Annotated in this window: 20 protein-coding genes; all 20 read right to left on the bottom strand. The window is 75.0% G+C overall.

From position 1 onward, the window contains the following. Positions 1-31: 31 nt before the first annotated feature. Positions 32-1,144 carry a fructose-1,6-bisphosphate aldolase/phosphatase gene (fbp, locus tag E1B22_RS08095; RefSeq protein WP_135225240.1) on the bottom strand — a complete coding sequence of 371 codons (1,113 nt, stop codon included), beginning with the start codon at positions 1,142-1,144 and terminating at the stop codon, positions 32-34. 608 nt (positions 1,145-1,752) lie between these two features. Then, positions 1,753-3,462 (bottom strand): amidohydrolase, encoded by a 1,710-nt coding sequence (locus tag E1B22_RS08090; RefSeq protein WP_243123256.1) that lies wholly within the window; start codon positions 3,460-3,462, stop codon positions 1,753-1,755. 43 nt (positions 3,463-3,505) lie between these two features. Then, positions 3,506-4,387: an aspartate/glutamate racemase family protein gene (locus E1B22_RS08085; protein WP_243123255.1), complete on the bottom strand. Its 882-nt coding sequence runs from the start codon at positions 4,385-4,387 to the stop codon at positions 3,506-3,508. Positions 4,388-5,423: 1,036 nt separating this feature from the next. Continuing rightward, a complete protein-coding gene (ileS, locus tag E1B22_RS08080) occupies positions 5,424-8,402 on the bottom strand; it encodes an isoleucine--tRNA ligase (RefSeq protein ID WP_135225239.1) in 2,979 nt (992 codons plus the stop codon). A 547-nt stretch (positions 8,403-8,949) separates the two neighbouring features. After that, entirely contained in the window at positions 8,950-9,663 is a 714-nt protein-coding gene (locus tag E1B22_RS08075; protein WP_135225238.1) for a DivIVA domain-containing protein, read from the bottom strand. An 84-nt stretch (positions 9,664-9,747) separates the two neighbouring features. Continuing rightward, positions 9,748-10,038 carry a YggT family protein gene (locus E1B22_RS08070; RefSeq protein ID WP_135225237.1) on the bottom strand — a complete coding sequence of 97 codons (291 nt, stop codon included), beginning with the start codon at positions 10,036-10,038 and terminating at the stop codon, positions 9,748-9,750. A gap of 103 nt (positions 10,039-10,141) precedes the next feature. Further along, positions 10,142-10,597, bottom strand: coding sequence for a cell division protein SepF (locus tag E1B22_RS08065; RefSeq protein WP_135225236.1), 456 nt, complete (start codon positions 10,595-10,597; stop codon positions 10,142-10,144). A gap of 12 nt (positions 10,598-10,609) precedes the next feature. Further along, positions 10,610-11,302 (bottom strand): YggS family pyridoxal phosphate-dependent enzyme, encoded by a 693-nt coding sequence (locus E1B22_RS08060; RefSeq protein WP_135225235.1) that lies wholly within the window; start codon positions 11,300-11,302, stop codon positions 10,610-10,612. A 551-nt stretch (positions 11,303-11,853) separates the two neighbouring features. Beyond that, positions 11,854-12,768 (bottom strand): polyphenol oxidase family protein, encoded by a 915-nt coding sequence (locus tag E1B22_RS08055; RefSeq protein WP_243123254.1) that lies wholly within the window; start codon positions 12,766-12,768, stop codon positions 11,854-11,856. 81 nt (positions 12,769-12,849) lie between these two features. Then, complete coding sequence (locus E1B22_RS08050) at positions 12,850-13,146, bottom strand: YlmC/YmxH family sporulation protein (RefSeq protein ID WP_135225234.1); 297 nt, start codon at positions 13,144-13,146, stop codon at positions 12,850-12,852. A gap of 394 nt (positions 13,147-13,540) precedes the next feature. Then, the gene (locus E1B22_RS08045; protein WP_167758895.1) at positions 13,541-14,443 is read right to left on the bottom strand and encodes a stage II sporulation protein R; all 903 of its coding nucleotides are present in this window, start codon (positions 14,441-14,443) and stop codon (positions 13,541-13,543) included. Between the two features lie 115 nt (positions 14,444-14,558). Further along, complete coding sequence (sigG, locus tag E1B22_RS08040; protein WP_207669958.1) at positions 14,559-15,329, bottom strand: RNA polymerase sporulation sigma factor SigG; 771 nt, start codon at positions 15,327-15,329, stop codon at positions 14,559-14,561. Between the two features lie 352 nt (positions 15,330-15,681). Next, positions 15,682-16,020, bottom strand: a complete 339-nt coding sequence (locus E1B22_RS08035) for a hypothetical protein (RefSeq protein WP_135225231.1) — start codon at positions 16,018-16,020, stop codon at positions 15,682-15,684. Positions 16,021-16,134: 114 nt separating this feature from the next. Then, complete coding sequence (gene sigE / locus E1B22_RS08030; RefSeq protein ID WP_135225230.1) at positions 16,135-16,869, bottom strand: RNA polymerase sporulation sigma factor SigE; 735 nt, start codon at positions 16,867-16,869, stop codon at positions 16,135-16,137. A gap of 29 nt (positions 16,870-16,898) precedes the next feature. Continuing rightward, entirely contained in the window at positions 16,899-18,263 is a 1,365-nt protein-coding gene (locus tag E1B22_RS13360) for a sigma-E processing peptidase SpoIIGA (protein WP_243123253.1), read from the bottom strand. Positions 18,264-18,496: 233 nt separating this feature from the next. After that, on the bottom strand, positions 18,497-19,558 hold the full coding sequence (gene ftsZ, locus E1B22_RS08015) for a cell division protein FtsZ (protein WP_135225229.1): 1,062 nt from the start codon (positions 19,556-19,558) through the stop codon (positions 18,497-18,499). 358 nt (positions 19,559-19,916) lie between these two features. Beyond that, the gene (locus E1B22_RS08010) at positions 19,917-20,831 is read right to left on the bottom strand and encodes a cell division protein FtsQ/DivIB (RefSeq protein WP_135225228.1); all 915 of its coding nucleotides are present in this window, start codon (positions 20,829-20,831) and stop codon (positions 19,917-19,919) included. Between the two features lie 229 nt (positions 20,832-21,060). Continuing rightward, complete coding sequence (murB, locus tag E1B22_RS14100; RefSeq protein ID WP_371413457.1) at positions 21,061-23,382, bottom strand: UDP-N-acetylmuramate dehydrogenase; 2,322 nt, start codon at positions 23,380-23,382, stop codon at positions 21,061-21,063. Between the two features lie 41 nt (positions 23,383-23,423). After that, the gene (gene ftsW / locus E1B22_RS07995) at positions 23,424-24,617 is read right to left on the bottom strand and encodes a putative lipid II flippase FtsW (protein WP_371413456.1); all 1,194 of its coding nucleotides are present in this window, start codon (positions 24,615-24,617) and stop codon (positions 23,424-23,426) included. Further along, a complete protein-coding gene (gene mraY, locus E1B22_RS07990) occupies positions 24,614-25,609 on the bottom strand; it encodes a phospho-N-acetylmuramoyl-pentapeptide-transferase (RefSeq protein WP_135225227.1) in 996 nt (331 codons plus the stop codon). Before mraY ends, ftsW begins: the two co-directional genes overlap by 4 nt. Positions 25,610-25,726 lie beyond the last annotated feature (117 nt).

Below are 25,726 nucleotides of genomic sequence, written 5' to 3'. Positions count from 1 at the left end.
CCAGGGGTCGGCGCGCGGCCCGTCCGCCGGGCTAGTCCCGGGACGCCTCCACCCGGAACTCCGCATCCAGGCGCTTGAGGCGCGCGGTGATGCCGCCGTACTCCAGCTCCGAGAAGGGGAGCATCGCCGGCTGGAAGAAGCCCTGCTGCCGCATGCCCAGGGCCTTGGCCACGATGCGGTGCCGGATGGGCTCCCACACGGGGTCGGCGAAGAGGTCCACGGGTCCCGTGAGCTTGCCGTCGCGCAAGGAGAAGCCCAGGGCCGCCACCATGGGATGGCAGAAGAAGGTGCTGGCCGGCGTGTTCACCGGCACCGGCAGCAGCGGCAGGTTGTGGCTCCCCCGGGTGTCCCCCGCCACGAAGGCGCCCAGGGCGAAGGGCGGACCGAACTCCTCGGTGGCGGGGAAGATCTTCTGCACCCGCACGATGGCCACCGGGTCGTCCTTGCCCACGTAGCGGCCGGCGATCTGGCGCAGGCGCGTGGTGCTGACGGCCACGGCCTGTTCGTCCGGATACTTCCGCGACCAGATGCCGGCGATGACGTACCGGTGGGTGTCCCGCAGGAGGGCCGCGATGTCGTAGAGCCGCTCGGGCGCGTCCAGGGTGATCAGCCGGTCGCCCTCGGTGTGCTCGACGTCCATGATGACGAACCGGAAGCCGGCGTGGAGCTCCTCGGAGAGCAGCAGGCCCGGCGAGTACATGGGGTCGGCGAAGGCCAGGTACAGGGGCAGGTTGAAGGCGCCGGGCTCCGTCTTGTCGGCGGCCAGGATCATCAGCGCCTCGTTGGGCCGCTCCCGCAAGGCGAGCTCGGCCACCTGCGGACCCAGGCCGCGCACGTTGCCCGAGAAGGCGTCCTTCAACAGGTCCTGCCCGGCGCCGTAGAGGCCCTGCCGCTTGGCGACTTCGGTCCCCGCCTGGAAGGCCTCCCACGCCACGCGGTGGATCGCCTCGTCGCCCGGCGGCCGCTGGTGGGTCATCAGGATGGAGATGTCGTCGCCGCAGAAGAAGACCCGGGCGTCCAGCAGGAGGCCGCCCCTCTCGGCCTCGGCCCGCTGGCGCACGGCGTCCAGGAGCTCGTCGCTGGGGCGGGTGTGGCCGCCCACGCTCCCCACGTCGGCCTTGATGACGCTCACCGTGACGTCCATCGCAAACCCCCCGTCACGCCGCGGGAGCGCGCCGGCCGGCGACGGGACCGCCGGGCCCCGTGCGCAGGTCCCGTCCCCCACGCCCGGCGGGGCCGAGGCCCCCTCCCACCCTCCCGACGGTGCGCGGGTGTTGTCCGCCGCACCGGGCGGTGCGCAGGTCCCGTCCCCCAGGCGCGCGGGATGCCCGCCCCCGGCCGCCGGCGGCATCACGGCAGCCGGTCGCTGCACCGACGCCCTGGGCCCGGCCGCGGCGCCCGCCGTCCCGAGCCCGAGGCCGGCAAGGGCCAGGGCGAGGGGCCGCCCTGCGGCCGGCAGAGCGCTGCCCGCGACGAATCTTGCAAGAGGCGCTCACGATGGACCCATTTCCACGAAGGCCGGACGATTCCTACACAGCGAGGGGCTTCAGCGGGCCGTCGCCGCCGGGGCCCCGGGCCGCCGCCACCGGGGACCCCGGGCCGTGGCCGCCAGCGCCCCGCGGCACCCCCGCCAGGGGCTGGGACACCCCGGTGCGGCTGCGGAGCGGCGAGCCCCAGGGCGGCCGCTCGCCCGAGCGGCGGCCGGTCGTTGGGCCGGCCCTGGGGCCCGAGCCCCCGAGGCCGTGGCGGACCTCACCGCCTGCGGAAGACGGGCACGCCGCCTACGTACGTGGCCAGCACGGGGATGGACCGCAGCTCCCCCGGCGCGACCCGCCACGGGTCGGCCCCCAGGACCACCGCGTCCGCCGCCGCACCCGGCAAGAGGCTGCCCCAGAGCCCCTCCGCCAGGGCGCCGTAGGCGGCACCCGCGGTATAGGCCTTCAGCGCCTCGCCGACGCCGAGCCGCTGCTCGGGGTGCCAGCCCCCCGGCGGACGGCCCGCCAGGTCGTCCCGCGTGACGGCCGCCTGCACGCCCTCCAGGGGAGGCAACGGCTCGATGGGGGCGTCGGAGCCCGCCGAGACCGGCACGCCGGCATCGATCAGGCTGCGCCAGGCATAGGCGTACCGGCACCGCTCGGGTCCCAGCCGCTCCTCCACGAAGGCCAGGTCCGACGCCAGGAAGCGCGGCTGGATCTCGGCCACCACCCCGGCGGCCGCCAGTCGCCGCGGGTGCTCCGGCGCCATGACCTGCACGTGGATCAGCCGGTGGCGACCCGGCCCGCCCCGGCCCCGGGCCGCGGCCACCGCCTCCAGGGCCACGTCGATGGCCCGGTCGCCGATGCAGTGGATCGCCACCTGGTATCCGGCGGCAGCCGCCTCGGCCACGCGGGCGGCCAGTTCCTCCGGGGGGTGGCGAAGGAGGCCCCGCTCCGCCCCGTCGCCGTCGTGGTAGGGCTCCCGCAGCGCCGCCGTGCGGCCGCCCAGCGACCCGTCGGCGAAGAACTTGATCGAGCCCATGCGCAGCCACTCGTCGCCGTGGCCCGAGGGGCCCCACCGCCGGGCGTCGCCGAACGCCGCCCAGCCCACGTCCAGGGCTACCCGCAGCGGCCGCCCGCGGCGGCGGGCGGCGGCGTACAGCGCCACCACGTCCCCCAGCTCCCCGGGGCGGTGGACGTCGTGGCTGTGGACGGCGGTGATCCCGGCCGCATGGGCGGTCCGGATCACCTCCAGAAGTCCTGCCAGCCGCTCCTCGAACCCCGGCTCGGGCCGGGCCGACGCCACCCGATCGATGGCAGTCTCCTCCAGCAAGCCCGTCAGCTCGCCGGTCTCGGGATCCCGGACGAACCGGCCACCCGGCGGGTCGGGCGTCTCCTGGTGCACGCCGGCCGCGGCCAGGGCGGCGCCGTTGGCCACGGCCACGTGCCGGCACACCCGCCGCAGGAGGACGGGGTGCTCCGGGGCCGCCCGGTCGAGCAAGGCCCGCCCCGGCCACGTCGGCGGGTCGAACCGGCTCTGATCCCAGCCGTAGCCCTCGATCCACGTGCCCGGCGGCAGCTCCGCGGCCCGTCGGGCCACGCGGCGGGCCAGTTCGTCCAGCGAGTCCACGTCCCGCAGGTCGAGCTGCGCCGCCGCCGCGGCGCACCAGAGCAGGTGGCAGTGGCCGTCGACGAAACCCGGCAGCAGCACCGCCTCCCGGGGCAGGACCTCCACCTCCGCCCCCGGCCCCGCCGCGTCCCGCACGGCGGCCTCGCTCCCCAGGGCGGCCACGCGGCCGTCGCGGAAGAGCACCGCCTGCGCCGGGGCGACGGGCGCGCCCGGCACCGGGACGATGCGGCCGACCAGCACGAGGCCGGCCGCCGGGGGTCCGTCGCCGCCGCACGCCGCCGCGACGGAGGTGGGCACGCTGTCGTCCATGGGGTCGGGCGCCGCGGAACCATGGGGTGGGGAGGCTGGCGTGGCCATCGCGATCCGCGTCACCTCCTGGAGGGGATGGTCATGCCCCCGCTCAGCGACGGCCCGCCTCCACCGGCGTCCCCAGGACCCGGGCGAGGGCGGCCCGCGCCAGGATCTCCGCCGGATCGACCCACGGCACGGAGAAGTCGCCGGGCCGCAGGACCAGGGGCAGCTCCGTGCAGCCGGCGATCAGCACCCGGGCGCCGCGCTCCACCAGGTGGGCACCGGCCTCGAGCAACCGCCGGCGCGCCGGGGCGTACACCCCGGCCTTGATGCCGTCGGGACCGAAGATCGCCCGGGTCACCCGTGCCTGGTACGGCGGATCGGGCACCACGACCTCGAGGCCCACTCGCGCCAGCGCTTCGTGGTAGAGGCCACTCTGCACCGTCAATTCCGTGGCCAGCAAGCCCACGGGCCCGCCAGCGGCCAGCCCGGCCGCGGGGTCGCCGCCGGGCGCCAGGGCCCGCGCGACCTCCCGCATGATGTGCAGGATCGGGACCGGGCTCGCCTCCTGGAGCCGGTCGAAGTACACGTGGGCGGTGTTGCAGGGGATCAGGATCACGCGCGCCCCCAAGGCGACCAGCCCCTGGATCCCCGCCACCATGGCCGGCACGGGGTCCGGGCCGCAGCCGCGCAGGTAGGCGGTGCGGTCGGGGATCTTCGGGTTGCTGTCGATGACCACCCGCACGTGGTCCTGGTCCACCCGGGCCGGCGTGGCGCGGACGATCTTGGCGAACAGGTCGACGGTCGCCTCGGGCCCCATGCCCCCCAGGATGCCGATGGCCGGCCCGCCCGCGCCCGCAAGGGCGGCCGCGGTGGCGCGGGCGGCGTAGTCCGCTTCGATGCGACCCGAACCGTCCCGACGAACCGGCCGGGAGGCCGCCGCGGACGGGGCGCCGGGTGGAGACGGCACGGAGGACGGGGCTGCGGGCACGGGCGCGGTGCCCTCCGGCCGGGGCCCGCCCCTCCCGCCCCCCGGCCCGGGACGCAGGCGACCGTCCCCGTGAGCCCCCGGGCGCCAGCCCGCTGGGCGGTGAGACCGTCCGTTCCGGCTTACGTCCGTCGACATTCGACCTTTGCGCCTCCCGTGGGTTCGCGCCGACCGGCGGACGCCGAGCGGATTCGGCGACCGGCACCACGCCGACGGCTGGCCGGCTACGGACCGGTGGCTCGCCGCGCCGCGGCGGGGACCGCAGCCGGCGGGCGGCCCGCCGCCGTGTCCGGCCGGCGGCGGGCATCCTGAGGCAGCCGGCCGCCGGCCGAGGCGCGCCGCCGGCCTTGCTCACACGGCGGCACGATGAGCTCAGCGTTCGACGGCTTCGGCCCGGCTCCTGCCCGGCGCACGACCGGGGGCGCCCTGCGGCGCCGCCCCGCCGGTGCCCCCGCAGGGCGGCACGCGACCGGGGCGTACCCACCCGGCCCGCGTCGGCCACGATGCCACCCCTGCGTGCCTCCCAGGGCGGCGCGCAACCCGGGCCGTACCCCGTAGGGCGCCGGGCGAGCCGGGCGGCGCCCATGGGGCGGGGCGCAACCCGGGCGGTACCGCGCAGGACACCGCGCCAGCGGGGGTGCCCGGCAGGGCGGCGCGCAACCGGCGCGTCGACCCGCAGGGCGACGGGCGACCAGGGCGGTGCCCCGCATGGCCGGGCGCAACCCTCGCCACCCCACCCGGCGCCCGGGCAACCCGGATGGAGCCCCCTTGGGGCGCCGCGCAACCGGGGCGGCGGTGCGGGCGGCGCCGCTGGGCGGCGGGCGGTGCGGGGTCCGTTCCACGGCCCCCCTCGGCGCCCGGGGATGGCGCGCCGGCCCCTGCACCCACGGTGTATGCACGGGGGGCGGGACAGGTGCCCACACCGGGCACCTGTCCCGCCCCCGAGTGGCAGCCGCCACCCGCAAGGGTGCGCCGGGGTCGGCCCGCCGACCCCGGCCCGGCGCGCCGACCCCGGCGAGCCCGCCGGCCGCTGCAGGCTTCAGGCTCCGGCGGTGCGGCCCGTCCCGGGCGTCGCCTGGAGCCGGCGCACCACCTGGGCGCAGCGGGGACAGAGGTCGGGGTGGTCGCCGTCGTCCCCGACGCCGGGGACGTGGCGCCAGCAGCGGGCACAACGCGCCAGGGACGACCGCGCCACCCGGACGGTCAGGCCGTCGACCCGCGCCTCGACGGAGCCGCCGCCGGCCGTCCCTGCCACCTCCGGCTGGGCCCCGGCGGCAGGCCCGGTCCCGGTCCCCTCGGCCGCCGCGTCCCGCGCCGGGTCGGCGGGCACCCCGCCACCGTCCCGCACCGCGGCGGCCCCCCCCAGCGCCCCCGGCACCGCGGACGCCGCCGCGGGCTCGGTCCCGCGGCCATGGCCGGGTTCGACCACCACCTCGGCCACCAGGAACAGCTCCGGCAGCTCGGGCATGTGCCGCTCCAGCACCCGGGCCTGCTCGCCGGTCGCCCCCGCGATCACCACCCGGGCCTCCGCCGGCACCTCGATCACCTTGTCCTGGCGGGCCTGTTCGAGGACGCGATAGACCGCCTCCCGTACCCGCAGCAGCGTCTCGTACCGGTGCAGCAGCGCCTCGTCGCGCCAGGCGGGCTGGGGGTCGGGCATCAGGGCCAGGTGCACGCTCTCCGGCTCGCCCTCCCCTCGCGGCAGGTGTCCCCACACCTCGTCCGCCGTGTGGCAGAGCACCGGCGCCAGCAGCAGGGTCAGGGTGCGCGCCAGCTGGTAGAGCACCGTCTGGGCCGCCCGCCGCTCGGGGGCCGCCGGCCAGGAGGCGTAGAGCCGGTCCTTGAGCACGTCCAGGTAGAACGCGCTGAGATCGGTGACGCAGAAGTTGTGGATCGCGTGGTAGACCAGGTGGTACTGGTACTCGTCGTACGCCCGGCGCACCCGCTCCGTCACCTGGGCGAGCCGCGCCAGCGCCCAGCGGTCGAGCTCGGGCAGCTCGCCGTAGGCCACGGCGTCCCGGCCCGGGTCGAAGTCGCCCAGGTTCGCCAGGAGAAAGCGCAGGGTGTTGCGGATCTTCCGGTAGACCTCGGCCATCTGCTTGAGGATGTCCTCCGAGATCCGCACGTCGCCCCGGTAGTCCGACGAGACCGCCCACAGGCGCAGCACGTCGGCCCCGTAGCGCCGGATCACGTCGTTGGGGTCGACCACGTTGCCCAGGGACTTGGACATCTTGCGGCCCTCGCCGTCCACCACGAAGCCGTGGGTCAGCACGGCCCGGTAGGGCGCCTGGCCGCGGGTGGCCACCGCCGTCAGCAGCGACGACTGGAACCAGCCCCGGTGCTGGTCGGATCCCTCCAGGTAGAGGTCCGCGGGCCAGGTCAGCTCCTCCCGCGTCTCGAGCACCGCGGCGTGGCTCGACCCGGAGTCGAACCACACGTCCATGATGTCGGTCTCCTTGCGGAACCCCTGGCGGCTGCCGCAGTGGGGGCAGGCGAAGCCCTCGGGCAGGATCTCCGCCGCCTCCCGCTGGAACCAGGCGTTGGAGCCCTCCCGCCGGAAGAGGTCCGCCACCGCGCGGATGCTCGCTTCCGTGATCACCGGCTCCTGGCAGGCCTCGCAGTAGAAGACCGGGATCGGCACGCCCCAGGCGCGCTGGCGGGAGATGCACCAGTCGCCGCGGTCGGCCACCATGTTGCGGATGCGCTCCCGACCCCACTCCGGGATCCAGCGCACTCGATCGATGGCCTCCAGGGCCTGCCGGCGGAAGCCCTCCACCGAGGCGAACCACTGGGTGGTGGCGCGGAAGATCACCGGCTGGCGGCAACGCCAGCAGTGGGCGTACTGGTGCCGGATGGTGCCCTCGGCCAAGAGCGCCCCCGCGTCGTCCAGGGCGCGCACGATGTGGGGGTTCGCATCGGCGTAGAACAGGCCCGCGAAGGGCCCGGCCTCCTCGGTGAAGCGGCCGCGGTCGTCCACCGGGCTCAGCACGGGCAGGCCGTAGCGGCGACCGACCTCGAAGTCCTCCTGGCCGTGGCCCGGCGCCGTGTGGACCAACCCCGTGCCCTCCTCCATGCTGACGTGCTCGGCCAGCACCACCGGCGAGGTGCGGTCGAACAGGGGGTGGCGGTAGGTGACGCCCTCGAGATCGGCGCCGGTCCAGGGGCCCGAGCGGCCGCGTTCCTCCAACTGGGCGGCCTGGAGCACCCGCTCCACGAGGGGCTCGGCCACCACCAGCGGCCCACGGTCGGTCTCGACCGCCACGTAGCGGGCCTCGGGGTGGACCGCGATGGCCAGGTTGGCCGGGATCGTCCAGGGCGTGGTGGTCCAGATCACCAGGCGGGCGCCGTCCGGCAGGCGGCCGCGGCCGTCGACCACGGCGAAGGCGACGTAGATGGAGGGCGACGTCTTCTCCCGGTACTCGATCTCCGCCTCCGCCAGCGCCGTCTCGTCCACGGGACACCAGTACACGGAGTAGAGGCTGCGGTAGATGTAGCCGCGCCGCGCCATCTCGCCGAAGACCTCGATCTGCTTGGCCTCGTACTCGGGATCCAGGGTGAGGTAGGGCCGCTCCCAGTCGCCCAGCACGCCCAGGCGGCGGAACTGCTGGCGCTGCCGGTTCATCTGCTCCAGGGCGTAGTCGCGGCAGCGGTTCCGCAACTCGACGGGCGAGATGGCGCGCCGGTCGACGCCCAGCACCTCCAGGGCACGGCGCTCGATGGGCAGGCCGTGGGTGTCCCAACCCGGGACGTAGGGCGCGTCGTAGCCCGCCATGGAGGCGTACCGCACCACCACGTCCTTGAGGATCTTGTTGAGGGCCGTGCCCACGTGGATGTCGCCGTTGGCGTAGGGCGGGCCGTCGTGCAGGACGAACCGCGGCCGCCCGCGGCGGGCCTCGCGCAGCCGCCGGTAGAGGTCCATCGCGTCCCAGCGGCGCTGGATCTCGGGCTCCCGCCGGGGCAGGTTGGCCCGCATGGGGAAGTCGGTCTTGGGCAGGTTGAGCGTCTCGCGGTAGTCCATGCTCCCCCTCCTCGCGAAGTCGGCAACAACGAAAAACCCCTTCGCCAAAGGGCGAAGGGGGCTCCCTCGCGGTACCACCTTTGTTCCCGGGCAAGCTCGCCGCGGCCGCGGCGGCTCGTCACGGCCGCCCGCGGCGCCAGGGCCACGTCGCCGTCGGTTCCCCGGTCGCGGCTCCGGTACCAGCCGAAGGCCCGGGCACTCTGCGGCCCGCTAACGGGGGCCAGGCGGCCCAGCCTACTGCGCGCCCCGCGCTGCCTCAATCCGTGGCTCCCGCAGGCCGCGGGGCGGGTTCGGTGGGCGGCTCGGGGGGGATCTTCGGGCGGCCACCGGCGCCCGGGCTCGCAGCCGACGGCCCGGGCTCTCTGCAGCCGGCATCGCGACCGGCCCTACTCGCCCCGTCATCGCCGTGCTCGACCATTGACCATTGGCGGGGGCGCCGCCCCTGGGGCCGCGGCGCCCAGCCTGTCGGATTACGGCAAATTGTAGGGACACGGCGGCGGCCCGTCAAGGGAGGGACGCCTGGGCCCGTCGAGGGAGGGACGCCTGGCTAAAGGCCGGCGGTCCTTTCGCGGCCCGCCGCCACCTCCCGGGCTGCACCCCACTGCGCCGGGGGACGAGCCGGCCCGGGCTCGCGCCCCCCCTCCTGCCCGCCGGCGCCGGGGCGGGCCGGCCCCCGGGCGCCGACACTGCGGTGGACCGTCGCCCCGGCGGCGGCCGCCAGGGCGGCCGGTTCGTCCGCCGCGTCCCGGCCCGGGGCGGCACCGGCGTCGCCCTCCGAGACCGCCGCCGCGGCATCGGCCTCGTCGCCCCCCGCCAGCCCCGGTTCCTCGTCGAGGAGCTGCAGGTGGGCCATCAGCATGGCCCGCATCCGCGCCCGCGCGACCTTCATGTTGTTGAGCAGCTCCTGGTAGCGGCGCTCCATCTCCTCCGCCTTCGCCCGGGCCGCTTGCACGATCTGCTCGGCCTCCAGCCGCGCCTGGTTGATCAGCAGCTCCGCCTGCCGCTGGGCGCTGGCCTTGACCTCCTCCGCCGTCTCCTGGGCGACCACCAGGGTGTTGTGGAGCGTGTCCTCCAGCTGCCGGTACTGCTCCAGCTTGGCGTTCAGCGCGTCCACCTGCTCGCGCAGGGCGGCGTTGTCCCGCAGCACCTGGTCGAACTCCCGGCCCACCTGCTCGAGGAACTCGTCCACCTGGGTCTCGTTGTAACCGCGGAAGGAGCGGGAGAACTGCTTGTTGTGGATGTCCAGCGGCCTGAGGGCCATCCTCCCACCTCCCGGGATCGGTGCCGTCCCGCCCCTGGGGCGGGATGCCGGCTCGCCCGGCGCCGGCCGCGGGCGGCGCCGCCGTCACGCCACCGCCAGAAGCAGCCGCACCAGCAGGGTCTCCACCAGCCGGATCAGCAAGAGGGCGACCAGCGGCGACAGGTCCATCGGCCCGGTGGCGGGCATCACCCGCCGGATCGGGGCCAGGATCGGCTCCGTCAGTTGGACCAGTACACGATAGACATCGTGAAACGTGCGGTTGTAGTTACCCTGGACGAACCACGACATGATCACGCGGATCAGCAGCAGCCAGAAGAACGCCGTGGCGAGGCCGTGGATCACCCGGACGAGGAACGTCACGATCCAGTCGGTCAACGCCCACCCTCCCTGCGCCGCCCATCGGGCTCCGCCCCACCGGCCGCCGCGCCATGCCGCCGGCACCGCCCCGCCGGGTCGACCGCCGTTCCCTCGCCGCCCCTCAGTCGCGGCTGAGGAAGTCCGGACGGTCGACCACGGTCTCCACGTTCTGCGGGGCGAAGAACACGACGCCGTTGGCGATGCGGTACATCTCCCCGTTGAGGGCGTAGATGGTGCCGCTCAAGAAGTTGAGGATGCGCTGCGCCGTCTCCTTGTCGGTGTCCTCGAGGTTGAGGATCAGCGGCCGCCGGTTCTTCAGGTGCTCGGCGATGTCCTGGACCTCGTCGAAGGACCGGGGGCGGGCGATGACCACCCGTTGGGAGCGGGGACCGGAGACCAGGGGCACCAGCTGCCCCGGCCGCCCGGCGGCCCCCTCCGGCCGCTCCCGCGAGGGGCGACCGTCCCGGCGTCGCGTCGTGGTCGTGCCGTCTTGCGGCTCCTCGGCCGCGGCGGCCTCGACCACCTCCTCCTCGACCTCGAAGCCGATCAGGGAGAGCAGCCGGTCCATCCACCCCATCGCGACTCCTCCTCATCCGCGCTCGCCGAAGATGGCCCGGCCGATGCGTACGATGGTCGCACCCTCTTCCACCGCCACCTCGAAGTCGTCGGTCATGCCCATGGACAGGTGGCGCATCTCGATGCCCGGGAGGCCGCGGCACCGCTCGGCGGCCTCCTCCAAGAGCTGCCGCAGCCGCCGGAAGACCGGCCGCACCTCTTCCGGGTTATCGGCCCGCGGCGCCACGGTCATGAGGCCGACCACCCGCAGGCCGGGGCGACCCGCCACCTGCTGGAGAAAGGGGATGACCTTCTCCGGCGGCAAGCCCGCCTTGGTGGCCTCCCCCGCCACGTTGACCTCCACCAGACACGGCAGCACCCGGCCGCAGCGGCTGGCACGCCGGTCGACCTCCTGGGCCAGGGCCACGCGGTCCAGGGAGTGGAGCAGATGACAGTGCCGGACGATGTACTTCACCTTGTTGGTCTGCAGCCGCCCCACGAAGTGCCAGTGGACGTCGTCGCCGAAGGCCGGGAACTTGTCCCGCGCCTCCTGGGCGCGGTTCTCCCCGAAGTGGCGGATCCCGGCGGCGTACGCCTCGCGCATCGCGGCGACGGGCACCGACTTGCTCACCGCCACCAGCGTGACCGCCCCGGGATCCCGCCCCGCCCGCGCCGCCGCGGCGGCGATGCGCTCCCGCACGGCGGCCACCCGTTCGGCTATGCTCATCGGCGTCGTCGCTCCCCGGACGGTGCCGGCGGCCGCTGCCCCCGGGCGCCGCGGTGCGCCACGGCCCCGGCGGGACCCGCAGGTGTCCCGCCAACCGCGCCGTTCGACCCGCCGTCGACGCCGGCGGCGGGCCATCCGGCGCCGGCGCCCGGAGCCCCCCCGTGACCCGGGAGGAGCCCGGCGTCCCGGGCCGCCGGCCCTTCCAGTGTAGCAGGGCGATTCCATACCGGCGGGGGCGACTCCTGCCCGTTTCGGCGGTTCCGTACGTCGGGACGGCCCTCCCGCTCCCACCCCGCGGGCACACCTCCGGGAGAGCGCCGCCGGGGCCGTCGCAGGCGTCAGGAGGAAGCTTCGCGGGTCGTGCGGATCGTCCAGGTCTTGCGGATCGGCGGGTCGTGCAGGTCGTGCGGATCGCCGGGCGTCGAGCTGCGCCCGAGCGCCGTCGCGCCGGCCGGGAGGGGGCCGACGCCCGCCCGGCGCGGCGGGGCCGGCCCCGCCGCGCCGGGCGGCCGCGACCGGTGGGGACGGCTGCCTGCGGCGCCCGACGGGAATCAGCCACCCGGCCGGATACCCGGCCGGATGCCGATCAGGCCGGCCATGCGGCCCGTTCGACCGCCGCTGGCCCGGTGGGAGAAGAAGGACGCGGTGTCGCAGGCCGTGCACAGCGCCGCGACGGCGATGCGTCGGGGGTCGAGGCCCGCCTCCACCAGCAGTCGCCGGTTCGTCTCCCAGAGGTCCCAGTGCCGGTAGCCGGCGCCCCGGGGCGACGGCGCGAGGACCTCCTCCGCCCACGGCAGCCGGCGCGCGAGCCGCTGGAGGACGGGTTCGTCCACCTCGAAGCAGCAGGGGCCGATGGAGGGACCGATCAGGGCGTTGAGACGGTGAGTGCCCACGCCCATGGCCCTCGCCAGGGTGCGGGCCGCCGCCGGCGCCACCCCGGCCAGGGTGCCGCGCCAGCCGGCATGGGCCAGGGCCACCCCGCGACGCGGTCCGGGTGCCGCCCCGGCCCCATCCCGCGGGGCGACACCGGCCGTCGCGGGGGAGGGCTCCGCCTCGCCCCACAGGAAGACGGGGACGCAGTCGGCAAAGGTGGCCCACAGCAGGACGCCGGGGTCCGTGGTCACCAGCGCGTCGGCCGCGGGCGCCTCCCCCGGGGGCCACGGCGCCTCGGCGCGGACCACGCTCACGTCGGCGCCGTGGACCATGCGCGGCATGGCCACCCACCGCCAGCCGGGACCGGCCGCCTCCAGCACGCGCTGGCGGTTGGCCTCCACCCGGGCCGGTTCGTCCCCGGTGGACCGACCCAGGTTGAGCTCCGCCCAGGGTCCCTCGCTCACGCCGCCCCGGCGGGTGGTGAAGGCCAGGAAGAGCCACGGCGGGGCCTGGGGAAGAACCAGCCACTCCAAACCCGCCACCGACTCCCGGCGCATGGGCGGGGAGGCGTCCCGTGGGAGCGCGGCGGTCACCGGCCTCCCTCCCCTGGGGCCGACCCCTCGCAGCCCGCGGGGCCCGCAGGTCCCCCGGCCCGGGCCACGGGAGGACGGCGCCTATCCCGTCTTTGCCTCCACCCCTTCGCTTCCCGCGACCGCGGCTCCTTCCATGTCGACGAACCCCGGCACGTTGACCAGGATCACGTCCTGACCGAAGCGGACGATCTGCTCCCACGGGATCACGTAGTCGCGGTCGCGGCCGAAGAGGCCGAACCACCGGGCCGGCCCGGGCACGATGATGGCCTGGATGCGCCCGGTCTGGAGGTCGATCTCCACGTCCCCCACCCAGCCCAGCCGGCGCCCGTCCACGATGTTGATCACGTCGCGGGTGCGCAGGTCGGAGGTCTTGAGCACGGCCGTTCACCTCCGCAGCCCATGGCGGCGTCCGCTTCAGGATATGCGGGGCCCGGGACGGGGGCCCCGCAGGGGTCGGGCACGGGCCCCCAGGATGGCAGGGGGCGGTGCCCCGGGGTCGCCCCGCGGGACCATGGGGCGAGCCCCGCAGAGCCGCGGGGCTCGCGGCCCGCGGCGCCAGGGGGTTCGCAGGCTGCGGGGACGGGGGCTCGCAGGTCCCGGGGGGCCACGGGGTTCGCAGGCCGCGGGACCGGGGATCTCGCGGGTCGCGCTCGCAGGTCGCGAGATCGGGGGCCGTAGGCTGCGGAACCTGCGGCGCGCAGGTCACAGGACCTTCCGCCCGGGCGGCACGCAGGGAACAGGACCTTCCGCCGGGGGCCGCGGCACCTGGGGACTAGCGGGCCGCCGCGCGCTGCCAGGCGGCCAGCGACGCCCACCAGCTGCCGACGCTGCCCCGCCACCACTCCAGGAGGAACCAGCGGGTCTCCGGCGGCCTCCCCGCCCCCGCGGGGTCGACCGCGGCGGTGTCGGCCGTGCCCGCCGCGGTCCCGTCGGGCGCGGCGTAGGCCCCGCCGGCCAGGGCCTGGGGGGTCGCGCTGGCGGCTTCGCCCCCGCTTCCCGGGACCGGGGTGGCGAGCCTGGCGGACGTCCCCGAAGCGCCGGCGGCGACGGCCCCCAGCGGCTCGACGGCCGTCGCCGGGTCCGCGCCGGCGCCGGCGGGACCGCCGTCCCCCACCCGGCACAGCCCGGGGAACAAGACGCACCAGAAGTTGTGACCCCGTCCGCTGCCCAGCACCACCCGGACGGCGGGATAGGTGCCGGCCGGGTAGACGAAACCGCCCAGTTCGCGGCGGTCGAAGGCGAAGGATCCGATCTCGACCCGCGCGCCATACGACAAGCCGGCCTGGCGGACCACCGCCTCGGCGCGGCCCTCCAGCTGGGGGGCCATCGCGGCCACCCGCTGGAGGACCTCTTCCGGCGTGCGCACCCCGGCGGCGGCCGCGGTCACCAGCGGAAGGAGGGCGTCGCGCACCTGGAGCTTGACCGCCTGGTCCCGGGCGGCATCGCTGTGGGCGACGACGTGGAGCCGGACGATGGGCGGTACCGGCGGCGACGCGGCCGGTTCCACCGCCGGTGTGTGACCGGCCGCCCGCGGGCCCAGGGTGACCGCAACGAAGAGGGCGAGGGCCAGCCACCCTGCGACCCGGAGCCAGCGGCCCACCCCCGGCTGCGGGCGCGCACCGGTCCGGCCGGCCGTCAGGGGGCGGCGCGCGGCCGCCGGCTGGCCGTGGTGCACCCCGTCCCCGTTCGCCGCCGCGCCGGTCGCGACCGGGCCGATCCCCGCCCGCGGGTCGCGGCGCGGGATTCGTGGGGCTTTCCGTGGAGCTCGCGCGTCCATGCCTCTCGCCCTTTCACATGTACTTGCGCATGCGCTGGAGGGCGGCCTTCTCCAGTCGCGAGACCTGCGCCTGGGAGATGCCGATCTCGTTGGCGACCTCCATCTGGGTCTTGCCCTGGTAGAAGCGCTTGGTGATGATCAACTGCTCGCGCTCGTCCAGGCGGGACATGGCCTCGCGAACCGCGATGCTCTCCAGCCACTGCTCGTCGCGCTGCTTGTCGTCGCTGACCTGGTCGACCACGTAGATGGGGTCGCCGCCGTCCTGGTAGATCGGCTCGAACAGGGAGACGGGATCCTGGATGGCGTCCAGGGCGTGGACGACCTCCTCCCGCGGGAGCCCGAGCTCCCGGGCGATCTCCTCCAGGGTCGGCTCCCGACCGTGCCGGTGGGTCAGCTGATCCCGCACCTGGAGCGCCTTGTACGCCACGTCCCGCAGGGAGCGGCTGACGCGGATCGGGGTGTTGTCCCGCAGGTAGCGGCGGATCTCGCCGATGATCATGGGCACCGCATAGGTGGAGAAGCGCACGTTCTGGTCGAGATCGAAATTGTCGATGGCCTTCATCAAGCCGATGCATCCCACTTGAAACAGGTCGTCAACGGGTTCGCCGCGATGATTGAAGCGTTGAATGACACTGAGGACGAGGCGCAGGTTGCCCTGGACCAGTTGCTGCCGCGCCTCCTGATCGCCCTGGCGCATGCGCTGAAACAGCGTCCGCATCTGTTCGTTCGTCAGCACCGGGAGTTCGGCGGTATTCACCCCACAGATCTCAACCTTGTTGATCATGCGGCTCATGGGAACGTGGCTCCCTCCCGCCCGCCGGCCCGTGGCCATCGGCGGCAGGCCATGTGCGCGCAGCCGAGCTCGTCCTGCAACGGGGAGTATGCGCGGCGCTGGGAGGGGTTATGCACCGGCGACGCCGGCATCATTCGTCATAACTTTCCCCGGCGCGTTGCGGGGCATGCATTGGAGAGCGCCGTGATGACGGCATGCTTTGGGGAGGACGATCAACATCGAGTCCTATCATTGAGAGGTCTCAATCGATCAACCTTCATCGAATTGACACGAAGAGCCCCGCAGCGTAGGCTGCGGGGCTCTGTGCAAACCTGCGGGGCCCTTTACAAACCCATGTTGAGATTCAGCTGATCGCTTCCTGGATCTTCTCCCGCAAGGCGTCCAGCTCATCCTGGGTCGCATCGTCCACCTCACACCAGGTGGCCAGGGGGCACTGCCACTGCTGGTAGTCCAGGAGCCCGAAGGCCACCTCCAGCTGCCGCCGCGTCAGGGCTGGAGCCTCTGCGGCCTCCATGGCGGCGTCCAGGACGTCGACCAGTTCCTCCAGCTCCTGCGGGTCGACCGCCGGTTCGACCTCGACGGCGTGGATGTCGCAGCCGAAGCCGGCGAAGTCGGCAACGTTCCGCAAGAGGGCCATCTCCCGCCCGGACAGCGCCACCGTGACCGCCGGTGTCCCTGGCATCGGGACCACCTCCCGGTTCCAGGATGCACCGGCCGCGACGGGCCGCCTGTGACCGCCGTCACCGATTTGATATGAACAGGATCCCCCCGGATGGCGGGCCCTCGCCTCCGCCAGCTACTCCATCTTCCGGATCTCCCGGCGCAAGCGGTTGATGATGCGCTTCTCCAGGCGCGAGATGTACGATTGCGAGATGCCCAGGTGGTCGGCCACCTGCTTCTGGGTGCGCTCGATGCCGTCCACCAGGCCGAATCGCAGCTCCATGATCAGCCGCTCCCGCGGGCTGAGCCGCGCCAGGGCCCGGTAGAGCAGCTGGCGGTCCACCTTGGCCTCCAGGTCGCGATAGATCACGTCGCCGTCCGTGGCCGGGATCACGTCCGAGAGCAAGAGCTCGTTGCCCTCCCAGTCCACGTTGAGCGGCTCGTCCAGGGAGACCTCGTACCGCGTGCGGCTGGTGCGCCGCAGGTGCATGAGGATCTCGTTCTCGATGCACTTGGAGGCGTACGTGGCCAGCTTGATCCGCTTGGACGGATCGAAGGTGTTCACGGCCTTGATCAGACCGATGGTCCCGATGGAGACCAGGTCCTCGAGGGGGATGCCGGTGTTGTCGAACTTGCGCGCGATGTAGACCACCAGGCGCAGGTTGCGCTCGATCAGGGTGTGACGGGCGGCGGGGTCGTCGTCGTCCAGGCGGTCCAGCAGCAGCTCCTCCTCGTCGGCCGTGAGCGGCGGGGGCAGGGCCTGGCTGCCCCCGAGGTAGTGCACGGGCAGCCGCGCCACGCCCGAGCGCAGCAACCACCGCAGGATGGCCAGCCGCACGGACCACTTCAACCGGAGCCAGTGATGCCGCATCGTCTGCAGCGCCTCCCCTCCCGACAGGTCTAGGACACCCGTGACGACGCGGGACCCGCGGCGTCGGGCGCCTCCAAGAGCGCGGTGGGTAGAAGGGCCACGTAGTGCTGATCCCCGGTGAAGCGGCCGGGGAAGACCGCCACCACCGCGGGGCCCAGGGCCCGCCAGCGCCCCCCGGGCCGGACCCCGGCCGCGGACCGGCCGGGGTCCGGGACCGGGCTCGGCTCCCGGCTCGCCCCGCAACGCGCCGCCGTCGTCGATGCCGCCGGCGCGCCCGGCACCCCGGTGGCGTCCGCGCCAGCCCGACCCTGGCCGGATTCCGCGGGCGCAGGTGGCGCCGCGGCATCCGTCCCCGCACCGCCGGGCCGCGCCGCGTCGAGCACACCGGGATCGCCTTCGCGGCCGGGGTCCGGCTCGCTGACCGCGGCGGCCACCTCCGTGGAAGGAAGCGCCACCTCCCCGGTCTCGGCCCCGGCCGTCGACCCGGACGAACCCGGCGGCGCGCGGTGCCCTCCCCGATCCGCGGCACCCCCGCGCCCCGCCCGCGGCCCCGGGGGCTCCGCCAACCGAGGCCTCGCGCCGGCTGCTGGCCGGCCGCCCTCCTCGGGCCCCCTGCCGCCCACCGGCTCCGGCCACCGCACCCAGAGGGCGTCGGGGCGGAACCCGGCCAGGAACCCCCGCTCCCGGCCGATGGAGGCGAAGGGGACGATGCGCAGGCGCTCGGCCCAGCCGGCGGCCACGGCCGCGCGCGCCCAGGCGGCGATGTCGTCGTCGGCGGCCACGGCCTGGCGCAGGGCCGGCGGGAGGAGCGGGGCCACGGCCTGTTCCTCCACCACGACCACCGCCAGGCCCGTCAGGGGATCCCGCAGCTGGTTGCCGGTATCCACCAGGGCGGGCAGGTCCACCGCCCGCCCCTCGCAGGCCACCCGCAAGGTGACGTACAGCGGTCCCGGCAGCGAGCGACGGCGCCACGCCTGGAAGAAGAACCGGCCCGCAGCCACGGCCGCCCCGACCGCGGGCACCAGGGCGACGACGGGGGCACCGGCGGGCAGGCCGCGGCCGGCCACCAGCGAGAGGACCGCCAGCGCACCGCCCGCGACGAAGCAGGCCAGCCCGTAGAACCACGCGGCCAGGGCCAGCAACCGCCGGGGCGCCACCGGCCAGAAGGCCAGCAGCAGCATGGCGGTCGAGGCGAGCACGATGCCCGGCAGGCGGCTCCAGGGTCCGTCGGGGGCCAGGGCGACGAGGCAGGCGAAGGCGGTCCCCCAGGCCGTGGCCAGGAGCAGGCGCCCCCGGCTGGTGCGCGCCTGGGTCGCCTGGGCCGTGGCGGCCAGGAGGGCGTAGTCGACGACCGCATTGACCAGGACGAAGAGGTCCAGGTAGACGTACGGCACGGGCGTCGCCCCCGCTGCGCCATCGCCACGATCCCATGCCTATGCCCGTCGCCGGGATGGTAGAACCACGCGACGACCGCCGGCGGCCCGGCCGCCGGCGGTCTGATTATACGGCCCGCGCTGGGGGAAACATGTCGACCCGTGCCTGCGGGAAGGGTGGAGGGCTGTCGCGGCGGCGTCCTGCGCGGGCCGCGGGGCCCGCGCAGGACGCCGCCGCGCCCGGCCCGCCCGGCCTAGCGCGCCGAGCGCGGCCGTCGGCGCAGGAAGTGGGGGATGTCCAGGTCGTCCCCGGTGAACGGCTTGATGGGCAGGTCGTCCAGCTCGGCGGGCGGCGCCGCGGGCTTCGGATCGAAGCCCGTGGCGATCACCGTCACGCGGATCTCGTCCTCCAGCGACTCGTCGATCACCGCCCCGAAGATGATGTTGGCGTCGGGATCGGCCGCCTGGGCGATGATCTCCGCCGCCTCGTTGACCTCGTACAGGCCCAGGTCGGTGCCGCCGGTGATGCTGAGCAGCACCCCCTTGGCCCCTTCGATGGAGGCCTCCAGCAGTGGGCTCGAGATGGCCGCGCGGGCGGCGTCCACGGCGCGGGTCTCGCCCCGCCCGACGCCGATGCCCATCAGGGCGGAGCCGGTGTTCATCATGATGGTGCGCACGTCGGCGAAGTCCAGGTTGATCAGCCCCGGCACCGCGATCAGGTCGGAGATCCCCTGGACGCCCTGCCGGAGCACGTCGTCCGCCACCCGGAAGGCCTGGAGGATCGAGGTCTTCTTGTCCACCACCTGCAGCAGGCGGTCGTTGGGGATGGTGATCAGGGTGTCCACCTTGGCCTTGAGGTTGTTGATGCCCATCTCCGCCTGGGCCGCCCGCTTGCGCCCCTCGAAGGAGAAGGGCCGGGTCACCACCCCCACCGTGAGCGCCCCGACCTCGGTGGCGATCTCGGCGATGACCGGCGAGGCACCGGTCCCGGTGCCGCCGCCCATGCCGGCGGTGATGAAGACCATGTCCGCGCCCTTGAGGCGCTCCTTGATCTCCTCGCGGCTCTCCTCCGCCGCCTTCTTGCCGATCTCCGGGTCGGCGCCCGCCCCCAGGCCGCGGGTCACCTCCCGGCCGATCTGGATCTTCTCCGACGCCAGCGAGGTGGACAGCGCCTGGGCGTCGGTGTTCACCGCCAGGAATTCCACGCCCCGCAGCCCCGCCTCGATCATGCGGTTGACGGCGTTGTTCCCGCCGCCGCCCACCCCGACCACCTTGATCACGGCAAAGGGTTGGTTCTCCATGTCGAACTCGAGCACGGTCCAAAACCTCCCCGGTGCCGGAGACCCCGGCACCCTCCCGGATCGCCCGGTGTCCGCGGGGTTCGCGATACCGGGACGAGGGTTTGACGGCAGACGAGCCAGAGCCCGCGGATCCCTTGGAACTTCAACGTACAGTTCCACGCCCCCACGGCGTTCCCTGCCCGTCCTGCGGCCATCCGCCGGTGCGGCCCGTCCGCACCCAAGGGCCGAACCCCCGAATCCGTGGGGCCGCCCCGGCGACAGGGCCACGCGCCGCGCCCCGTCGCGGCCGACGGCCTCGGAGCGGGCCGCCCGCCGGCGACGCCGGCTCCGCGGGCGCGGGTCGGCGGCGGGCGGGAGGGCGGACGGATGAGGATCAGCCCCCTCCGCCCTCCCGGGCCGGCGGCCCCAGGACCGGCCGGTCCGGGTCCGTCACGTCGATGTAGGCCGGCCGCGCCGCCGCGTCCCGGTCCACGGCGGCGAGCACGGCGGTCAGCGCCCGCACCTTGGCGGACGGCGCCACGTCCGAGCGACCCCAGTGGACGCGGATCCCGCTGACCAGCTGCACCTCCAGCAGGCCCCCCGGCCGGGCCACGAGGCGCACCACGGGCTCGGGCAACCGGGCGGCCTCCAGGGCGGCCGCCACCGCCGCCGCCCGCGCCAGGGGATCCGGGACGAACCGGCCCGGCTCCCAGGCGATCGGCGGCACGGCGCTCCGGGCGTCCCCCGCCGAGGGCGCGTCCCACACCAGCACCGGGACGGCGTCGGCGCCATCCCCGGCTCCGGCCCCGTCGCCGCCCTCGGTCGGCGGCGCGCCGGCCCGCCAGCCGCCCCCGGCCGCCGGCGCGGCCGGGCGCGGCGGCTCGCCCCGGCCCGACGCGAGGATGCGTCCCTGGGCATCCAACTCCGCCCACCGCGGGCCGTCCCGGTCGACCAGCACGGCCACCGTCGCCCGCTCCCGCAACTCGATCACGAGCCCGCGGGGCCACTCCCTCCGGACCACGGCGCCCGCCACGCGGGGATGGGCCTCCAGGCGTCGAGCCACGGCATTGGGGTCGACGCGCCAGATCAGCGTGCCGGGAGGGATGCCGGCGAGTTCCCGCACGGTGGCCGGATCCAGCCGTTGGTAGCCGCGGATGCGCAGGTGGTCCAGGACGAAGTAGGGTGAGCTCATGAACAGGTAGAGGCCGAGGAGCAGCGCCGCCACGCCCGCCCCCGCGACCAGGCGCCGCGCCCGCAGCCGGCGCCGGCGCACCTCCAGGGCCCAACGGCTCGTCCCCTCGGGAACCACGCTCCTCCCTCCCACCCCGCGCCCCGGACGGCGGACGTCGACGCACCCGGACCGGAGGCGGCCCGCCGCGGCGCTTCGGAGCCAGCCGGGGTCACCGGCCCGCCCCCGGGGGCCGGCGCCCCCCATCCCGGGCCGGCCTCTCGCGATGGTCCGTTGCGGGGGCGAGCGCCGTGGCCCCTTGAGGCAACCCGCGCGGCGCGCCCGCAGGGCGGCCGAGCGCCCCGCCGGATCAGGCCTGGTTCGGGTCGGACGAACCGGCCGGGGCCACCGGGTCCGGCGGCCAGCGCCGGGCGAGGGAGCCCAGCAGGCGGACCTCCGGCTCCAGGACCACCCCGAAGCGGTCGCGGACGCACCGCCAGGCGGTGGTCATCAGCGCCAGCACGTCCTCGGCGGTCGCCCCGCCCAGGTTGATGATGAAGTTCGCGTGCTGGTCGCTGATCTGCGCCCGTCCATGGCGCAGCCCCTTCAGCCCGCACGCCTCGATCAGCCGGCCCGAGGCGTCCCCGGGCGGGTTCTTGAACACGCTCCCGCAATTGGGGTAGCGCAGCGGCTGGGTGCGCTGGCGGTACGCCGTGTACCGGCGGATGGCCGCCGCGATGGCCTGCCGGTCGCCGGGTGCCAGCACGAGCCGGGCGGCGACCACGGGCACGCCCTCGACCTGCATCCGGCTCGAACGATAGGTGAACCCGCACCGTTCCCGGGGCCAGACGGCCAGCCGCCCGCCGGGCTCCACCACCCGGACCCAGTCCACCACCTGGCCGATGGTGCCGTCGCGGGTCCCGGCGTTCATCACCAGGGCGCCGCCCACCGTCCCGGGAATCCCGGCGCACGGCTCCAGGCCCTGGTACCCGCGGCGGGCCGCCTCGTGGACCAGACGGGCCAGCACGGTCCCCGCCCCCACCACCACCCCGCATCGTCCCTGCGGGTCGGGATCCTCCCAACGGATGCCGTCGAGCCCGACCCGGACCACCAGCCCCCGCAGGCCCTCGTCGGGGACGAGCACGTTGCTCCCGCCGCCCAGCAGGGTGACGGGCACGCCGTGGTCCCGGGCCCAGGCCAGGGCGCGGGCCAGGTCTTCCTCGTCGACCGGTTCCACCAGCACGTCGGCGGGCCCACCGATGCGGAAGGTGGTGTAGCGCGCCAGGGGCTCGCCGATCCGCACCGGTCCCTTGACCCGTGACTGCAGCTCGCGCGCCATGGTCTCCCGGTCCACCGCCATCGACTCCTGTGCAGGCCCTTCCCGTGCCGCCGCCCGACCCGGCCCGGCGGCCCGGCCCGCGGCCGCCTTCGCGGCCGCCTTGACCCCGGCGGCCCCTTGGGCCGAAGGGGCGGGCCCCGTTGGCTCGCAGACGGGCCGGACCCGGTGCCCTGTCCCGGCCGGCGGCTCGCCCGCCCCGGCCCCGGCCGCCCCTAGCCCCCCCTGGACCGACACCGGCGCCCCGACGGCGTCCAGGATCCGGTCGACGATGGCGCCGGTGGCGTCGGGGCGCCCCAGCTGGCGGCTCGCCCGGGCCATGGCCGCAAGCCGCGCCGGATCCGCCAACAGCTCCCGCACCAGCGCCACCAGCCGGGCGCCGGTCAGCTCGCCGTCGGGGATCACCACCGCCGCGCCGGCCCGCGCCAGCACCCGGGCGTTCTCGTCCTGCTCGTGGTGGGCTACGTGGGGCGACGGGACCAGGATCGCCGGCAGCCCCCGGGCGGTGATCTCCGCCAGGGTGGTGGCCCCCGCGCGACCGACGTACAGGTCCGCCGCCGCGTAGGCGGTCGGCATGTCGTCGATGTAGGGGAACAGCCGCACCCGCCGCGCCGGCTGGCTGCCGGCGGCCGCCAGCCGGCGCTCCAGCCGCATCCGCAGCTCCCCGTGATAGCGCTCGCCGGAGGCCCAGAGCAACACGCCCTCGGGCCAGCCGGCCATGGCCACCGCCAGCTCCAGGGCCGCCCGGTTGATCCGCTCCGCCCCGCGGCTGCCCCCCGTCACCAACACCACCGGCTCCGTGGCGCCGATGCCCAGCCGCGCCCGGGCCTCGTCCCTGCGCACCGTCAGGATCTCGGGGCGCACGGGATTGCCCGTGACCACCACCGGCGTCCCCGGTGGGAAGAACCGGCCCGCCTCCGCGAAGGGCACGCAGACCGCCCGCGCCCAGCGCGCCAGCAGCCGGTTCGTCGCACCGGGGACGGCGTTCTGCTCCTGGATGACCAGGGGGATGCCGCGGCGCACCGCCGCCAGGGCCACCGGCGCGGCCACGTAGCCGCCGGTCCCCACCACCACGTGGGGCCGGAAGCGGGCCAGGATGCGATCCGCCTGCCACAGGCCGCGCATCAGGGCGACGAGGCCGGCCAGCATCTCCCGCGGCGCCTTGCGCATCAGCCCCCGGGCGCTGACGGTGGCGAAGGACAGCCCGGCCCGCGGCACGATGCGGCTCTCCAGGCCCTCCCGGGTCCCCACGTAGAGCAGTTCGCACCCCGGCACCCGACGTCTGAGCTCGGCGGCGATGGCCAGGGCCGGGTAGATGTGACCGCCGGTTCCTCCCCCGGTCAAGAGGACGCGCACGCCTGCCTCCCCCCGTCGACGACCGCCCCGGCCCCGTTTGCCTACTGGGGGCAGTGCCGGGACACGTTGATCAGGATCCCGATGGCCGCCAGTGTCACCACCAGCGACGAGCCGCCGTAGCTCAAGAGGGGCAGGGTGATGCCGGTGATGGGCAGCGTCGCCGTCACCACCCCGACGTTGACCACCACCTGGATGGCGATGATCGACGTGATCCCCGCCGCCAGCAACGCCCCGAAGGTGTCCGGTGCCGTGGCCGCCGTGCGGAAGCCGCGCCAGATCAGCACCGCGTAGAGCGCCAGGACGGTCAGCGTCCCCAGCAGGCCGAGTTCCTCCCCCAGCACGGCGAAGATGAAGTCCGTGTGCTGCTCCGGCAGGTACCAGATCTTCTGGCGGCTGAGGCCGAAGCCCAGGCCGAACCACCCGCCCGAGCCCAGGGCCAGCAGCCCCTGGATCAGGTGGTACCCCGTGCCCTGGGGGTCGGCCCACGGGTCGAGGAAGGCGGTGATGCGCCTCCAGCGGTACTCGGACTGCGTGATGGCGACGATCAGCGCCGGCACCGCCAGGGCCCCCAGGGCCAGGAGGTGCTGGATGCGCGCCCCGGCCAGGAAGGCCATCAGCACCGCCATGCCGCCGATGGCCACCGTGGTGCCCAGGTCGGGCTGGAGCATGATCAGGCCGGAGACCGTGGCCACCACCAGCAGCCACGGTCCCAGACCACGGCGGAAGTCCCGCACCTGGGGCCCGACGCGGGTGAAGTGATCGGCGAAGAAGATGCACAGCGCGAACTTGGCCCACTCCGACGGCTGGAAGCTGAAGAAGCCGAAGTCGATCCAGCGCTCGGCGCCCCCCCGCGCGGCGCCGATCAGCAGCACCGCCACCAGCAGCACCAGCGTGGAGTAGAGCGCCGGTCGCGCCATCTGGCGCCAATGGGGGTACTCGATGTGGGAGAAGAGCCACATCACCGGCACGCCCACCAGGGCCCAGAGCAGCTGCCGCTTCAGGAAGTAGAAGGGATCGCCGGCGTCGTCCATCGCCTTGGCGAAGCTGGCGCTGAAGACCATGGCGATCCCCAACGCCAGCAGGATCACGGTCACGGCGAAGATCGTGCGATCCATCTCCCGGGACCGGCCGAAGGGGCGCGGCGCGTCCGGCGCCGCGGCGCCCGCCCCGTGCGGGGGCGCGGGCCGCCACGGGCCCCGCCGGCGATGGGGACCCGGCACGCCGGCCGTGGTCATCCCGGAAACCCTCCCAGGGCCAGCAAACCCGCCAGGGCGAAACCCAGGCCGGCCGCCCAGAACCGGTAGACCACCTGGGCCTCGCTCCAGCCGCCCAGCTCGAAGTGATGGTGGAGCGGGCTCATGCGCAACACCCGCCGCCCGGTCAGCCGGAAGCTCAACACCTGGACGATCACCGACAGCGTCTCCAGCACGAACAGCATCCCCGCCACCGGCAGGACCAGCTCGGTCCCGGTCAGGACGGCCAGGCCGCCCAGGGCGGCGCCCAGGGCCAGGGACCCGGTATCGCCCATGAACACCCGCGCCGGGTGCAGGTTGAACCAGAGGAACCCGGCCAGGGCCGCGCCCAAGGATACGATGAAGATCGCCAGGTCATACCGGCCGGAGCGGGCGGCCGCGTAGAAGAAGACGGAGAGGGCGATCAAGGTGGAACCCGCCGCCAGGCCGTCGAGGCCGTCGGTCATGTTGACGGCGTTGGCGCTGGCCACCACCGCCAGCACCGCCAGGGGGTAGTACCACACCCCCAGGTCCCACCACCCGCCCCCGAAGGGGATCCAGACGGCGGTGCCCCGGCCCAGCCACGCCTGGGCCAGGTACACCAGCAGGGCGGCCGCCACGGTCTGCCAGGCCAGCTTGGCCCGCGCCCGCAAGCCCAGGGAGCGACGCAGGGCGACCTTGAGGTAGTCGTCCACCCCGCCGACGACGCCGAAGGCGACGGTCACGCCCAGCACCAGCGCCGTCGCCGGTGTCGGCGGAGCCAGCCAGGCGGTCACCAACAGGGTCGGCAGCAGGAAGATCACCCCGCCCATGGTCGGGGTGCCCTGCTTGACCCGGTGCCGGGCCGGGCCCTGCTCGCGCACGGTCTGGCCGAACCGCAGTCGGCTGAGCCAGGGGATGATCACGGGCCCCAGGACCAGGCTGAGTCCCGCCGCCAGCACCGCCGCCAGTCCCAGGCGGGCCAGCGCCGGGACGGGCCAGAGGTCGATGGTCATGCAGCGCCCGTTCCTTTCCGCGCCAAGCTTTCCCGTTCACCCTTCTCGTCGGGACGCCGCCCGGGACCGTCCATCCCCCACGACCGCAACGCAGCGGCCCCCGACCCCCGGGACCGG

The sequence above is a fragment of the Thermaerobacter sp. FW80 genome, from assembly GCF_004634385.1.
GTDB classification, from domain to species: domain Bacteria; phylum Bacillota; class Sulfobacillia; order Thermaerobacterales; family Thermaerobacteraceae; genus Thermaerobacter; species Thermaerobacter composti.
This window is presented reverse-complemented; position numbering and strand designations above follow the sequence as displayed.

Excerpts from the sequence above, each read along its gene's own strand:
- fbp (WP_135225240.1), bottom strand. The coding sequence starts at position 1,144 with ATGGACGTCACGGTGAGCGTCATCAAGGCCGACGTGGGGAGCGTGGGC.
- E1B22_RS08090 (WP_243123256.1), bottom strand. The coding sequence starts at position 3,462 with ATGGCCACGCCAGCCTCCCCACCCCATGGTTCCGCGGCGCCCGACCCC.
- ileS (WP_135225239.1), bottom strand. The coding sequence starts at position 8,402 with ATGGACTACCGCGAGACGCTCAACCTGCCCAAGACCGACTTCCCCATG.
- E1B22_RS08075 (WP_135225238.1), bottom strand. The coding sequence starts at position 9,663 with ATGGCCCTCAGGCCGCTGGACATCCACAACAAGCAGTTCTCCCGCTCC.
- E1B22_RS08065 (WP_135225236.1), bottom strand. The coding sequence starts at position 10,597 with ATGGGGTGGATGGACCGGCTGCTCTCCCTGATCGGCTTCGAGGTCGAG.
- E1B22_RS08060 (WP_135225235.1), bottom strand. The coding sequence starts at position 11,302 with ATGAGCATAGCCGAACGGGTGGCCGCCGTGCGGGAGCGCATCGCCGCC.
- sigG (WP_207669958.1), bottom strand. The coding sequence starts at position 15,329 with ATGATCAACAAGGTTGAGATCTGTGGGGTGAATACCGCCGAACTCCCG.
- E1B22_RS08035 (WP_135225231.1), bottom strand. The coding sequence starts at position 16,020 with ATGCCAGGGACACCGGCGGTCACGGTGGCGCTGTCCGGGCGGGAGATG.
- sigE (WP_135225230.1), bottom strand. The coding sequence starts at position 16,869 with ATGCGGCATCACTGGCTCCGGTTGAAGTGGTCCGTGCGGCTGGCCATC.
- ftsW (WP_371413456.1), bottom strand. The coding sequence starts at position 24,617 with ATGACCACGGCCGGCGTGCCGGGTCCCCATCGCCGGCGGGGCCCGTGG.
- mraY (WP_135225227.1), bottom strand. The coding sequence starts at position 25,609 with ATGACCATCGACCTCTGGCCCGTCCCGGCGCTGGCCCGCCTGGGACTG.